Origin of the sequence: Rhizobium leguminosarum (genome assembly GCF_010668065.1) — a bacterium.
Lineage (GTDB): Bacteria > Pseudomonadota > Alphaproteobacteria > Rhizobiales > Rhizobiaceae > Rhizobium > Rhizobium leguminosarum_S.
The window spans coordinates 452,032-466,080 of record NZ_WUEN01000005.1 but is presented as its reverse complement, the minus strand read 5'-3'; the positions used below and the strand labels follow the sequence as shown (position 1 = coordinate 466,080).

Below are 14,049 nucleotides of genomic sequence, written 5' to 3'. Positions count from 1 at the left end.
AGGAGGCAAGCACGCGGAAAAATCCATGCGCATCGGTCAGGCCGATTGCATGTGTCATAGGTGCTAAGACCAAGCGCAAAGCGGATGATGCTGGACGGGCAAGGGAGGTTTGTTGCAGCGTCTTGCGGGAGCAAGACCGATCGCTGTCAGAGCCTCCAGTGAAGGCCCTGTACTACGGTTCGAACCGAGCGATCATCGAAAAATCAGGCGACGTGCCTTGCGAGCGCGCAACGCGACCAGAGCGAATGCAGCGCCTCGACCAGATGGGCGATATCGGCGTCGGAATGCAGCGGCGTCGGGGTGATGCGCAGGCGCTCGGTCTTCTTCGGCACTGTCGGATAGTTGATCGGCTGGACGTAGACGCCGCAATTGTCGAGCAGCAGATCGGAGATCCACTTGCACTTGGCCGCATCGCCGACCAGCACCGGCACGATATGGCTCGGATTGGGCATATGCGGAATGCCGCGTTGGTCGAGCAGCGCTCTCAGCTTGCGGACGCGATCCTGATGGCGGGCGCGCTCGAACTGGCTGACCTTCAGGTGCTGGATCGAGGCAACGGCGCCGGCGGCAAGCGACGGCGGCAACGCCGTGGTGAAGATGAAGCCCGACGCAAATGAGCGGATGAAATCGCAAAGCGCCGTCGACGCGGCGATATAGCCGCCCATGACGCCGAAGGCCTTGCCGAGCGTGCCCTCGATCACGGTCAGACGGTCCATCAGCCCTTCGCGCTCGGCAATGCCGCCGCCGCGCGGGCCGTACATGCCGACGGCATGCACTTCGTCGAGATAGGTCATCGCGCCATATTTGTCGGCGAGGTCGCAGATCTCCTTGATCGGGGCGATATCGCCGTCCATCGAATAGACGCTCTCGAAGGCGATCAGCTTCGGCGCCTTCGGATCGGCGGCAGCGAGCTTGGCTTCGAGATCGGCCACGTCATTATGCTTCCAGATCACCTTTTCGCACTTGGCGTGGCGAATACCCTCGATCATCGAGGCATGGTTCATAGCGTCAGAGAAGATTACGAGCCCGGGAATCTTCGCACCGAGCGTGCCGAGTGCCGCCCAGTTGGAAACATAGCCTGATGTGAAGATCAGTGCCGCTTCCTTGCCGTGCAGATCGGCAAGCTCACGTTCGAGCACGACGTGGTGATGGTTGGTGCCAGAAATATTCCGGGTGCCTCCCGCACCCGCGCCACAGTGGTCGATGGCGTTCTTCATCGCCTCGATCACCTTGGGATGCTGGCCCATGCCGAGATAGTCGTTGGAGCACCAGACGGTAACTTCTTTTGCGCCATCGGCCGTATGGCGCGTCGCGCGCGGAAAATTGCCGCGGTGACGTTCGAGATCGGCAAAAACGCGGTAACGGCCCTCGGTGTGAAGCCCGTCCAGCTCGCTTTTAAAGTACGCTTCGAAATCCATCATATGCTCCAGTATCACGCGACCGTTCTTGCTGACCGGACGTTCGCGCGTCAACCCTTGCCCCTTGCTTTAACATCAACTGCGGCAAAAGGCGCAGAGTTTTGAATGATTCCAGATAAAGAATATGCGAGCCGCGATCAATGAAATTGATGTGGCAAGCATAATGGAAATTCGCGAAACCGTGCAGCTGGCGACAACATCCTGTATCGAAAAAAATCAGGACAGCAGTGGACAACCCTTTCTTCCGACATAGTTTTCGGGCTAGCCTAAAAAAAACAGAAGGGACGGTCCCCGCCCATTGAGGCGGCAACCCAGGAGAAAAAAGATGAAGAAAGTTGTCATACTCGCATTGATCGGCCTGTCGATCGCAAGCTGCACGCCGACGCAGCAGGGCGCCGGCATCGGTGCTGCATCCGGTGCCGTCATCGGCGGCGTCGTCACCGGCAACGTCCGTGGCGCGGCAGTCGGCGCCGCTATCGGCGGCGTGTCCGGTGCCCTCATCGGCAGCGTCGCCGAACAGCCCGGCCAGTGCTACTATCGCGACCGCTACGGCCGCCGCTACATCGATAGTTGCCCGCGCTGAGAGCACTTGGAAATCGGTAAATCCAGGAAATCCCGGACACAGGTCCGGGATTTTTTGTGCTAAATTAGCGCGTTGGCAATTTAAAATGGTACACCTCGCGCGATTTTGCCGCTAAGCTATTCATGGCTGGGCAACGAAGCTTCAATGTAGACACAACCAAAAGCGGCGGATGCGGATCAGAGGGACAGGCCCGAAAACAGGTACTGCGTATCGGCGAACAGGCACCATGATGGTGGTCGCAGCGGCGGCTGCGTTCTCACCGGTGCTGATCGGCGACGCTTACGCCTTCAAGCTTTTCGGCATCACCATTTTCGGCAAAGAGGAAGACGAAGGCGAACAGGTGCCCGATCCGGTGCGCTACCAGGTCGACCTCAAAGCCGATACCGCCGATCCCGACCTGAAAGAAGCGCTGGAAAACAGTTCCCGTCTCGTCAGCGACCAGAAGCTGCCGGTTTCCGGCGATCTCGGCGTCGTCGTCAAGGCGCGCGACGACCGGGAGCGGCTGATCGCCACTCTGTATGAAAAGGCCCGTTATGGCGGCCTGGTGACGATCACCATCGACGGCAAGAATATCGACGACCTGCCGCCCAATCCGACATTCGACCGGTCCGGGCCGATCCCCGTCACCGTCGCCATTGCTCCCGGCCCCGTTTTCAAGGTCAGGGAGGTCCAGTTCGGCGGCGATGCCGCAAACCATAATCCCGCCGATTACGATCTCGCCCCCGGTGCGCAAGCCGGCTCGCTCGCGATCATCAGGGCCGGCGACAAGATCGTCGAACAATTGAAGAGCGAAGGCCGGCCCTTCGCCAAGTTGACCGAACGCAAGGTGGTCGCCGATCACAACAGCGATACCGTCGATATCGTCCTTGCTGCCGAGGGAGGCCCCATCGCTCCGATCGGCGATGTCGGCGTCACCGGCGAGAAGACCGTCAAGCCAGCTTTCATCCAGCGTTATTCCCGGCTGACCAAAGGCGAAGCCTATTCCCCGGAAACGCTGAAGAAAGCCGGCGAGCGGCTTCGCGCCCTCGGCGTCTTTTCGAGCGTCACCATTCACCAAGGAGATGCATTGGCATCGGACGGCACCTTGCCGATGACGATCGAAGTTTCCGAAGGCAAGAGACGCTACTTCGGCGTCGGCGCGCAATATTCCACCACCGACGGCTTCGGTGTTCAGGGCTATTGGGGCCACCGCAACCTTTTTGGCGAAGCCGAAACGCTGAGGATCGAGGGAGCGGTCTCCAGGCTTGGCGAAACGACGGATGTCGGCAGCCTCGACTATTCCGCCGGCATCCTCTTCACCAAGCCCGGCGCCTTCTTCCCTGCCGCCACTCTGAAGGCCGGCATCGTCGCCAAGACCGAAAATCCGGATGCCTATAACGCGACGCTCGTCACCGCCTCGCTCGGCCTTTCCTACGAGCTGACCGACCAGGACACGATCTCGGCGAGCGGCGAAGTCAGCTGGGAGCGCGACGACGACGCCTTCGGCACGAACGACTATCTGACCGTCACCTTGCCGATCCAATATGATCGCGACGCACGCGACGACAAATTCAACCCGACAGAGGGTTATCGCGCGACGCTTTCGGCAAAGCCCGGCTACGAGATCTTCAACGCCACGCCCTATGCAGCATTCGAGGGCTCGATCTCCGGCTATCTGCCGTTCGGCCAGGAAGACGGCGTGGTGCTTGCCGGCAAGGTTGCAGCCGGCGTCCTGATCGGCGGCGACAGCATTGGGGACATTCCCGCCACGCAGCGCTTCTTTGCCGGCGGCGGCGGCTCCGTGCGCGGATACAGCTATCAGGAAATCTCGCCCTATAACGACAATGGCGATCCCACCGGCGGCCGCTCCTATGTGACCGGTTCGCTGGAGGCCCGCATCAAGATCACCGATACGATCGGCATCGTGCCCTTCATCGATGTCGGCACCGTATCGGACAGCACCTTTCCGGGTTTTTCCGATATTCGCGCCGGCGCCGGCGCCGGAATACGATATGCAACGCCTTTCGGCCCGCTGCGGCTTGATTTTGCCATGCCGCTGAACAAGTACGAAGATGGCACAGATTACGGAATCTACGCCGGCATCGGCCAATCCTTCTAGGATTGCCGATTCCGCTCGTGTTTTCCGATCTGTGGGCCGTCATGAAAACGGGGTAATGTCCGCGCCGATGCAAACGCTGACAAAAATCGTCAACTGGGTCGTACGGCTCACCGGCTATGTCGTCGGCGCCACGTTGATTCTCGCGGTCGTAGCACTGGCGATCTTCGGCTTCACCAGTTTTGGCGCCCGCATCGTCACCGAAAAGATAGCCTCGACGCTGTCCAATCGCGACATGACGATCGAGGTTCGCGAACCGCAAGGCCTTTTGACCGGCGGGCTTCGCGCCGCCGAGATCTCCATCTCCGACACCAGGGGCGTCTTTGCGGAAATTCACGGCGTCGCGATCGACTGGAATCCGCTTGCGCTGCTGACCGGAACCTTCCATGCCAAACGCTTCGAGATCGAAGCGATCAACGTGCTGCGCAAGCCGGTACGCACCCTGCCCTCGCGGCCCGAAGCTGAAAATTCCGGCGGATTCAGCCTTCCGATCAAAGTCGATGTAGACCGCATCGCGCTGCCCGATATCAAACTTGCCGCACCGCTTGCCGGCCGCGCCTTCGCGCTCGCCGCCGAAGGCAGCCTTTCGGCAAACGGCGATGGCGGCGAGGCCGTCGTCAATGTCAGCCGTCACGCGGTTCCGGATGCGCGGCTTGCCGCCGACATCGCTTTTGCGCCAGCCGAAAACCGGCTGCGGCTGAAGGCACAGCTGTCCGAGCCGAAGGGCGGACTGCTGGCAGGCTTTCTCGGCCTGCCGGACAGCCCCGCCGTCAACATAGATCTCGATGGCCAGGGGCCGATATCCGATTGGAAAGGCAAATTGCAGGCTGCCCTCGACGGGCAGCAGCGCGCCGCAATCGAGGCCCGGCATCAAATTACGGAAGACGGGCTGCACCACCTCGACCTCAAGGGCGGCGGTGACCTGAGCTCGCTGCTTCCATCGGCATTCCGGCCGCTTTTTGCCGGCCAGACCAATATCGATCTTGCCACCACCTTCGACAATCACGGCAAGATCGATATCCAGACCGGTAATATCGCCACTGGCAGCGTGGTGATCGCCGCCTCGGGCACCCTTGATCCGGCCGGCAACAACAGCCTGAACGCCAATCTGCTCGGCACGTCGGGGCCTGTCGATTTCCGCTGGCCGCTCGCCGAAGGCGAAGCGCGCTTCCTCATATCGGGCCTCAACCTAGCGCTCACAGGCGATGCGCAGGCCGCCCGACTGAACGTCAGCGGCTCGCTCGACACCGCAACCCTGCCGCAGGCCGATATCGGCAACGTCAAGCTGACGGCAAAGAGCGACGCCTTCAATCTCGCCGCCCGTTCCGGCAGCGTTCAGCTGCGCCTTGTTGCCGGCGACGCGACCTTTGCCGAGCCGAACCTCAATCGTGCGGTCCAAGGCCCGATCACCATCGCCTCGCCGCTGCAGATCTCGCCCAGTGGCATCGGCTTCAACGGCACCACCGTCGAAAGCGCCAATATCAACGGCGGCCTCAACGGCTCCTATCGGCTCACAGACCAAGCGCTGACCGGCAACCTCAAGCTCACCATCAACCCGGCAGCCCTGCCGGCTGCGGCAACAGACAGGTTCGACGGACCGATCTCGCTCGAAAGCCAGGTGGTCGGCACCATCCCGTCGAAATTCGCGCTGTCCAACCTCGTCCTGAAGTCCGGCACGCTCGAAGCCGCCGGCAACGTCGCGCTCGACGGCGGGATCTTGAACGCCGATCTCTCCGGCCGGTTGCCTGACATCGGCAAGCTCACCCCCGGCGCCAGCGGCGGGGCGGGGTATGCGTTGAGAGTGGGAGGTGAGCTCCCGGCAATCTCCGTCACGGCCAATCTCAAGGCACCCAGCCTTGAAATGGCCGACCGCATGCTCGGCAACCTCAATATCGACCTGTCGGGTCTCGCCGATCCCAAGGCGCCGCAGGGCAGGATCGCCGCCACCGGCACGATCGACGGCCAGCCGATCGGCATCAACGGCGACATCCGCTCGCAGGACGGCAAGACGAGCATTCCGGCGCTGACCGCCGATATCGGTGGCAACCGGCTGACCGGCAATGTGGAATTCTCGTCCTCCCTGGAGCCGACAGGCGCGCTGACCTTCGATTTCCCCAATATCGGCCTGCTCGCCGCACTCGGCGGACAGAAGGCCGAAGGCGATCTCAAAGGGTCGCTCGGCGTCAGCAGCGATGGCGGCAGGATTGCGCTCAAGCTGCTTGCGACCGGCGGCTCGATCCGCCGTGATACGCTTGCGATCGTCAAGCCGGATATCGATGTCACGGTCAGCGATCTCAAAGCCCTTGCGGCAAACGGCACGGTCAAGGCCGAGGAGGTGAGTGCCGGAACGAACAGGCTCGACGGCCTTTCGCTCGATTTTACCAAGCAGCAAGACCATACGGATTTCGATCTCGATGCTGCCTATGACGGCAATCCCGTGCTGGCGGCCGGCAATATCGAAGCGGCCGGCGGCACGATGCACCTGAACCTCGATCGCTTCTCGGCAAGCCCCCGCAATATTCCGATCGAGCTTGCCGCACCGACGCAGGTCGCCATCGGCGGTGGTGCCGCCAGCCTGAACGGACTGACGCTGAAGACCGGCGCCGGTTCGGTGACCGTCACCGGTTCGGCCGGCGAAACGCTGAAGATCGATGCAGACATTCGCGAGCTGCCGGCAGCGCTTGCCAACGGTTTCGTGCCGAACCTGTCTGCCGGCGGCACGATCTCCGGAACCGTTGCCGTGACTGGAACGCCGGCAGCACCGGTCGCCGACTTCAAGCTCGACTGGAAAGATGCGACGACGGGCCAGACGAAGGGGGCGGGTCTGGCACCGCTCGGCATCACCGCCGGCGGCAAATTCGCCGACAATAAGCTCGATTTCGACACGACGGTCGGCAGCAATGACGGCCTGTCGCTCAAGGCTGCCGGCAATGTCGCACTTACCGACCCGAAGGCGCCGGTGCTTGATGTCGACGCCGATATCCTCAATCTGCCTGCCCGCATCGCCAATGGTTTCGTTCCCGATCTCGCCGCCGAAGGCACGATTACGGGAAAACTGGCGGCCTCCGGCTCCCTCGCTAATCCCACCGCCAATTTCGATCTCGATTGGAAAAGTGCTGCGACGAGCCATACGAGGCGTGCGGGCCTTGCCGAGCTCGCCGTCAAGGCCTCTGGAAAATTCGCCGACAGCAAGCTCGATTTCGACACCGTGATCGGCGGCGCCAACAGCCTCTCGCTGAAGGCAAACGGCAATGTCGCCATCACGAGCACGACGATCGGCAACGTCAAGGTCGATGCCGCGCTGGCAAATGTCCCAGCAAATATAGCAAACAGCTTCGTCCCGGACCTCGCCGCCGAAGGCGCGGTCTCCGGAAAGATCTCGGCCAGCGGATCGCTCTCCGCCCCGAGTGCCGATTTCGACCTCAATTGGAAAGACGCTGCGACGAGCCACACGAAACGTGCCGGCCTTGCCGCGATCGGCGTGACCGCATCGGGAAAATTTGCCGAAAACAAGCTTGATTTCAATGCGGCAGCGAGCGGCGACAAAGACCTCTCGCTGAAGGCCATGGGCAATGTCGCATTGGCCGGTACGGCGATCGACAGCATCAAGGTCGATGCCCAGATCGCCAAGCTTCCGGCCAGTCTCGCAAATGCCTTCGTTCCGGATCTGGCGGCCGGCGGCACGATATCAGGCACCCTGTCCGCCGCCGGCACACCCGCCGCACCGAAAGCCGACTTCAAGCTCGACTGGACGGATGCTGCGACCAGCCAGACCAGAAGCGCTCGCCTCTCGGGCCTCGCACTTGCCGCATCGGGACGCTTCGCCGACAACCGGCTCGATTTCGATGCCAATCTCGGCGGCAAGGACGGCCTCTCGCTGAAGGCCGCCGGCAACGTCGCGATTTCAGGCACGTCGGTCCGCAATCTTGACGTTAAAGCCGATCTCGCCAACCTTCCGGCAGGCCTCGCCAACGGCTTCGTCCCGGGTCTTGCCGCCGAAGGCACTGTCTCGGGAACGGCATCCGCTTCCGGTGCGCTTCCGAAGCCCGCGGTCGATTTCAAGCTCGACTGGAAGAACGCCGCGACCGCCCAGACCAAGAGCAGTGGCCTTTCGGGCCTGAGTGCTGCAGCCTCCGGCAAATTCGCCAATGACAGGGTCGATTTCGACGCCAATCTCGCCGGCAAGGACGGCGTGTTGGCCAAGGCGACGGGCGGCGTGACGATCGCGGGAACGGCCATCCGGGACCTTTCGATCAATGCCGATATTCCCGCGCTGCCGGCAAATATCGCAAATGCCTTCGTTCCCGGTCTCGGCGCCGAAGGCACGCTTTCGGCAAGTGCCGTCACGTCGGGAACGCCGGCAAATCCGATCGTCGATTTCAAGCTCGACTGGAAGGATGCCGCGACCAGCCATACCAAGGCTGCCGGCCTGTCCCGCCTTGCGCTGGCCGCGACGGGAAAATACGCCGGTGACAGGCTGGATTTCGATGCCGCCCTCAACGGCAGCGGCGGCATTGCGCTGAAAGCCACCGGCAATCTCGCCATCGCAGGCACATCGATCAAGTCTCTCGATGTCACGGCAAACACCGCCAATCTTCCGGCCGGCATTGCCAACGGCTTCGTTCCCGGCCTTGCAGCCGAGGGTGCGGTCTCGGCGACCGTAAAGGCCACCGGCGCGCTATCGGCGCCCTCCGTCGACTTCAAGATCGATTGGAAGAACGCAGCGACGAGCCAGACAAAAGGCGCCGGCCTTTCGCCGTTCAGCATCGGCGCATCAGGCAAACTTGCCGGAAACAAGCTGACGGTCGATACCAGTCTTGCCGGGGACGCCGGCATGTCGCTGAAGGGCGGCGGCAGCGTCGTCATCACAGGCAATCGCGCTATGGACATGCGCTTCACAGGCAATCTTCCTTTCGCCGTGCTCGGCGCCCCGCTTGCGCAACAGGGCCTCGTCGCGGACGGCGTCGCCACCGTCAATCTCCAGATCGGCGGAACGGCCGCAGCACCCGTCATCAACGGCACTGTCTCGACCAATGGCGCAAAGCTCGTCGACGTCCGGCGCAATATGGCCGTCAACAATCTGACGGCGACCGTGACCTTCAATGGCAGCCAGGCGGTGATATCGCGCCTCACCGGCAACCTTGGCGGCGGCGGCACGATTTCGGCCAGCGGCACCATCGGCATCCAGCCGGCCGGAGGCTTTCCCGCCGACATTTCGATCAAGCTCGACAAGGCGGTCTATGTCGATGGAACCCTTGTCGTCTCGACAGTCAATGGCACGGTCGGCCTGCGCGGGCCGATCACCAATACGACGCTGAGCGGCAAGCTTCGGCTGGACAAGACCTCGATCACGGTCCCGGAAAAATTGCCCACCTCGCTGAGAGAAATCGACATTCGGCATAAGAACGCGCCGCGGGCTGTACTTGCGCAGTTGCGGGATGACGGCGAGCAGAAACCCGGAGAGAAATCCTCCGTGATCACGCTGGATCTCGAAATCGACGCGCCCTCGCATATCTTCGTGCGCGGCCGCGGCATCGATGCCGAGCTTGGCGGCTTGGTGACGATCCGCGGAACGGCGGCAGCACCCATCGTGACCGGTGGGTTCACCATGCGCCGCGGCCGCATGACCATTCTCAACCGCCGCCTGGATTTCTCCGACAAGAGCCGGATCACCTTTGCCGGCGACATGACGCCGGCGCTCGATATGGAAGCGACCTCGGCCTCCGGCTCGACGACGCTGACGGTCGACGTCGCCGGCCTCGCCACAGACCCCGCGATCACCTTTTCCTCGTCCCCCGAGCTGCCACAGGACGAAGTGCTGGCGCAGCTGATCTTCGGCCAGTCGATGTCGAAGCTCTCGCCGGTGCAGATCGCCCAGCTTGCCGACGCCGTCAGTCAGCTGGCCGGCAACCGCTCGACATCGCTTTTCGAAGGCCTGCGCAACCAGCTCGGCGTCGACGATTTCGACGTCAGCACCGATTCCAAGGGCCAGACGAGCGTCAGCGTCGGCCGCTATCTTAACGATCGCACCTATTTCGAATTGCAGCAGGGCGGTTCGGCCGGCGCCAAGGCGGTGATCAACCTCGATGTCGGCCGCGGCGTCAAGCTGCGCGGAGGGGCCGGTGGCAACGGTGAGGGCGAAGCCGGGATTGTCTACGAACGGGAATACTGATGCATCTCGCCCGAAGCTGTGCAGCCGTTTGAGGACAGCATGCACAGACTTTAAGCCGGCTTAGAAACCGGTTTTGCTAGTCTTGAGAAGGATGTTGGTCTCGGTCGAATTGATGCCGTTGATCAGCCGGATGCGGCGCAGCGTCTCGTCGAAGGCGGCAAGGTCGCGGTCCTCGAGTTCGGCGACGAAATCCCATTTGCCGTTGGTGCTGTGAAGCGCGCGCACCTGCGGCAGGCCCCTCAACTGATCGGCCACCCTGTCGGCGAGCTTGCCGAGCACCTCGATCATCACGATGGCGCGCACGCCGGCGGAGCGCGTCTCATGGCCGGTGCGGATGGTGAAGCCGACGATGGTGCCGCTGGCCACCAGCCGGTCGATACGGGTGGCAACCGTTGCCCGCGATGCGCCGGTCATCGCTGCAAGCGAGGAGACGGAAATCCGGGCGTTATGACGAAGTGCACTCAGAAGTTCGGTGTCGAGATCGTCCACGCTGATCACTTTGTCAAAATAGGTTTATCAATCTGCGCAATCATAGTCCATTTCTGACACTTTTCCATCTTTTTGCCGCCAGCCCTTTATCCCACTATCGGCCGAAACAGGCCTCAACACGGAGCCCTCCAAAATGAATGCGCAATCGCGATCTGTCACCCTCATCGGCGCGCCGCTGGAAGAAGGCTCCGGCCGCAGAGGGGCTGCCATGGGGCCTGCGGCCCTGCGCATTGCCGGCGTCGACCAGACGCTGATCGAGCTTGGCCATGACGTCGCCGATATCGGCGATCTCAGGATCGTGCCGGCGATGGACCTGCCGAACCACCCGAAGGCCCACAATCTGAGGATCGTCGGCGCCTTCACGCGCGCCCTCGAAAGCAGCGTCCACGACGTCGCCGCCTCCGGCCGTTTCCCGCTGATTCTCGGCGGCGACCACAGCCTTTCCATGGGCAGCGTTTCCGGCATGGCCCGCTATGCCGCCAGCAAAGGCCGCCCGCTCTTCGTGCTCTGGCTCGATGCCCATGCCGATTTCAACTCTCCGGCCACGTCGCCCTCCGGCAACATCCACGGCATGCCCGTCGCCTTCTTCTGCGGCGAGGCCGAGTTCGCCGAGATCCTGCCGAAGGACCGTCCGTTCGTCGATCCGAAGAATGTCTTCCAGGTCGGCATCCGTTCGGTCGATGCGCGCGAGCGCGAGGAAATCCACGAGCACGGCGTCAACGTCTTCGACATGCGCGCGATCGACGAGCAAGGCATCGGCGCCATCATGCGTGAGATCCTCGATGTCGTCACCAAGGCGAACGGCCTGCTGCATGTCAGCCTCGACCTCGATTTCCTCGATCCCGAGATTGCCCCCGGCGTCGGCACAACGGTTCCGGGCGGTGCGACCTTTCGCGAGGCGCATCTGGTCATGGAAATGCTTTCGGACAGCGGCCTCGTCTCGTCGCTCGATCTTGTCGAGCTCAATCCGTTTCTCGACGATCGCGGCAAGAGCGCCCGCATCCTCGTCGAGCTGACGGCAAGCCTCTTCGGCCGCCGCATCTTCGATCGCCCGACACGCGCCGCATAAGAGCATGTCGAGCAAAAGTGTGCAGCGGTTTTGCGATAACGACATGCTTTGAAATAAGATTAGAGGGAGAACGGCCATGAACACTTCGGAAAAACTGATCGCCACGGAACAACGGCTCGGCGCCCATAACTACAAGCCGCTCGACGTGGTGCTGACGCGTGGCGAAGGTGTTTATGTCTGGGATACCGACGGCAACCGTTATCTCGATTGCCTCTCGGCCTATTCCGCCGTCAACCAGGGCCATTGTCATCCGAAGATCCTCGCCGCCATGGTCGAGCAGGCGGGCAGGCTGACGCTCACCTCCCGCGCCTTCCGCAACGATCAGCTCGCCTATCTCTACGAAGAGCTCGCGGCTCTCACCGGATCGCACAAGATCCTGCCGATGAATTCCGGTGCCGAAGCGGTGGAGACCGCCATCAAGGCGGTGCGCAAATGGGGCTACGAGGTTAAGGGCGTGCCGGAGGGCAAGGCGGAGATCATTGTCTGCGCCGATAATTTCCATGGCCGGACGCTGAGCATCATCAGCTTCTCGACGGATCCCGACGCCCGCAGCGGTTTCGGCCCCTACACGTCAGGTTTCCGCATCATTCCCTTCGGCGATGCCGAGGCTTTTGCCGCCGCAATCAATGCCAATACCGTGGCCGCCCTGATCGAGCCGATCCAGGGGGAGGCCGGCGTCATCATCCCGCCGGCGGGCTATTTCACCCGCATCCGCGAGCTTTGCACGGCAAACAACGTCACCCTCATCCTCGACGAAATCCAGACCGGCCTCGGCCGTACCGGCAAGCTGCTGGCCGAGGAGCACGAAGGCATCGAGGCCGACGTGACGCTGATCGGCAAGGCTCTATCAGGCGGTTTCTATCCGGTGTCGGCCGTGCTTTCGAATTCCGAAGTTCTGGGCGTGCTGAAACCCGGCCAGCACGGCTCGACCTTCGGCGGCAATCCGCTCGCCTGCGCGGTGGCGCGCGCAGCACTCAAGGTGCTGACGGAAGAGGGCATGATCGAGAACGCCGCTGTTATGGGCGACTACTTCCTCGAAGGCTTGAGGTCGATCCGCTCGAACATCGTCAGGGACGTGCGCGGCCGCGGCCTGATGGTGGCCATCGAGCTGGAACCCGAAGCCGGCGGCGCACGGCAATATTGCCATGCGCTGAAGGAGCGCGGTCTTCTCGCCAAGGACACCCACGACCACACGATTCGCCTCGCTCCACCATTGGTCATATCAAGAGAGCAGGTCGATTGGGCGGTTTCGCAGATTGAAAAGACGATAAGCTGAGTAGATCGGCAGCAAAACTGCCTCGCCTTCACCCGAGCTTAAAAACCTTCTCAATCTCGTCTTTCAATTTAGATTTGGGCAACACTCTTTCGCTAAAGTCATCGATAACCGTAACGATGCTTCGCCGAGCGCAAAGCCATCGCGTGGTACGAAGGCAAAGCTTGTCCGCGCCAATGGTGGCGCATCCGCTTCTGCCCTGGCTTACGATAGTTGGGAAGAATTCTAATGGCCACGATCAATTCGACTAACTTCAGCGGCGATACGCTCGAAATTATTGCCTTCCGCCTGCATGACCAGGAATTCTGCGTCAAGACCACGACCATCCGCGAAATCCGCGGCTGGGCGCCGTCGACGCCGATCCCGCATGCACCGGCCGATGTCATCGGTGTCATGAACCTGCGCGGCTCGGTGATCCCGATCATCGATCTTGCTTTCAAGCTCGGCATGAAGAGCACGGTCGCCAATGAGCGCAGCGCTATCGTCGTCGCCGAGGTTCACAGCATGGTCATCGGCATGCTGGTCGACCGCGTCTCGGATATCCTCACCATCTCCTCCAGCCAGGTCCAGCCGGTGCCTGAGGTGACCGCCTCCTTCGACCGGGCCTATTGCGAAGGCATCATCGCCTCGGAAAATGGCATGATCTGCTTCCTGAACCTCGCCAAGATGTTCAAGGAAAACGAGACGGATGAACTGGCCGCCTGATTTTGAAGAATCACCGATTTATTGAAAAACCGCCCTCCGGGGCGGTTTTTTATTGTGTGAGATACACGGCTAAGCTGCGACTTTCATCCTGGCACCACAAGATTAGCAACAGCTTTTATACGCAATATTAACCACGTCCCGTCAGCATGGTTGTGAAGCGTTCGGATGACACGTTTGCGGCACATTGGGATTGCGAACCGGTCAACGGTGCGTCCCGGAACCGGCACTCCTCGTCGACCCTTGCG

At 61.8% G+C, this 14,049-nt stretch carries 8 protein-coding genes; 6 read left to right on the top strand and 2 right to left on the bottom strand.

Translation table 11 applies throughout. The features are described 5' to 3' along the window. Positions 1-203: 203 nt before the first annotated feature. Positions 204-1,418, bottom strand: a complete 1,215-nt coding sequence (gene hemA, locus GR198_RS17460; protein WP_029871021.1) for a 5-aminolevulinate synthase — start codon at positions 1,416-1,418, stop codon at positions 204-206. 325 nt (positions 1,419-1,743) lie between these two features. On the opposite strand from hemA, the gene GR198_RS17455 reads away from it, so the two are divergent. The 3 genes from GR198_RS17455 (at position 1,744) to GR198_RS17445 (ending at position 10,268) form a co-directional block, all read left to right on the top strand. Next, positions 1,744-2,001 (top strand): YMGG-like glycine zipper-containing protein, encoded by a 258-nt coding sequence (locus GR198_RS17455; protein WP_012759223.1) that lies wholly within the window; start codon positions 1,744-1,746, stop codon positions 1,999-2,001. A 169-nt stretch (positions 2,002-2,170) separates the two neighbouring features. After that, a complete protein-coding gene (locus tag GR198_RS17450) occupies positions 2,171-4,099 on the top strand; it encodes an autotransporter assembly complex protein TamA (RefSeq protein ID WP_029871020.1) in 1,929 nt (642 codons plus the stop codon). Positions 4,100-4,166: 67 nt separating this feature from the next. After that, a complete protein-coding gene (locus GR198_RS17445) occupies positions 4,167-10,268 on the top strand; it encodes a translocation/assembly module TamB domain-containing protein (RefSeq protein WP_164069345.1) in 6,102 nt (2,033 codons plus the stop codon). 60 nt (positions 10,269-10,328) lie between these two features. On the opposite strand, the gene GR198_RS17440 is transcribed toward GR198_RS17445, so the two are convergent. After that, positions 10,329-10,766, bottom strand: a complete 438-nt coding sequence (locus GR198_RS17440) for an Lrp/AsnC family transcriptional regulator (protein WP_011653765.1) — start codon at positions 10,764-10,766, stop codon at positions 10,329-10,331. A gap of 124 nt (positions 10,767-10,890) precedes the next feature. On the opposite strand from GR198_RS17440, the gene rocF reads away from it, so the two are divergent. From rocF to GR198_RS17425, 3 genes are all read left to right on the top strand, one after another. Next, positions 10,891-11,826 (top strand): arginase, encoded by a 936-nt coding sequence (rocF, locus tag GR198_RS17435; protein ID WP_003543425.1) that lies wholly within the window; start codon positions 10,891-10,893, stop codon positions 11,824-11,826. A gap of 76 nt (positions 11,827-11,902) precedes the next feature. Next, positions 11,903-13,102 (top strand): ornithine--oxo-acid transaminase, encoded by a 1,200-nt coding sequence (gene rocD, locus GR198_RS17430; protein WP_029871017.1) that lies wholly within the window; start codon positions 11,903-11,905, stop codon positions 13,100-13,102. Between the two features lie 225 nt (positions 13,103-13,327). Continuing rightward, positions 13,328-13,804: a chemotaxis protein CheW gene (locus GR198_RS17425; RefSeq protein WP_003543427.1), complete on the top strand. Its 477-nt coding sequence runs from the start codon at positions 13,328-13,330 to the stop codon at positions 13,802-13,804. Positions 13,805-14,049 lie beyond the last annotated feature (245 nt).

Bases quoted from the DNA above. Each gene is read 5' to 3' on its own strand.
- hemA (WP_029871021.1), bottom strand. From the start codon at position 1,418: ATGGATTTCGAAGCGTACTTTAAAAGCGAGCTGGACGGGCTTCACACC.
- GR198_RS17455 (WP_012759223.1), top strand. From the start codon at position 1,744: ATGAAGAAAGTTGTCATACTCGCATTGATCGGCCTGTCGATCGCAAGC.
- GR198_RS17450 (WP_029871020.1), top strand. From the start codon at position 2,171: ATGCGGATCAGAGGGACAGGCCCGAAAACAGGTACTGCGTATCGGCGA.
- GR198_RS17445 (WP_164069345.1), top strand. From the start codon at position 4,167: ATGCAAACGCTGACAAAAATCGTCAACTGGGTCGTACGGCTCACCGGC.
- rocF (WP_003543425.1), top strand. From the start codon at position 10,891: ATGAATGCGCAATCGCGATCTGTCACCCTCATCGGCGCGCCGCTGGAA.
- rocD (WP_029871017.1), top strand. From the start codon at position 11,903: ATGAACACTTCGGAAAAACTGATCGCCACGGAACAACGGCTCGGCGCC.
- GR198_RS17425 (WP_003543427.1), top strand. From the start codon at position 13,328: ATGGCCACGATCAATTCGACTAACTTCAGCGGCGATACGCTCGAAATT.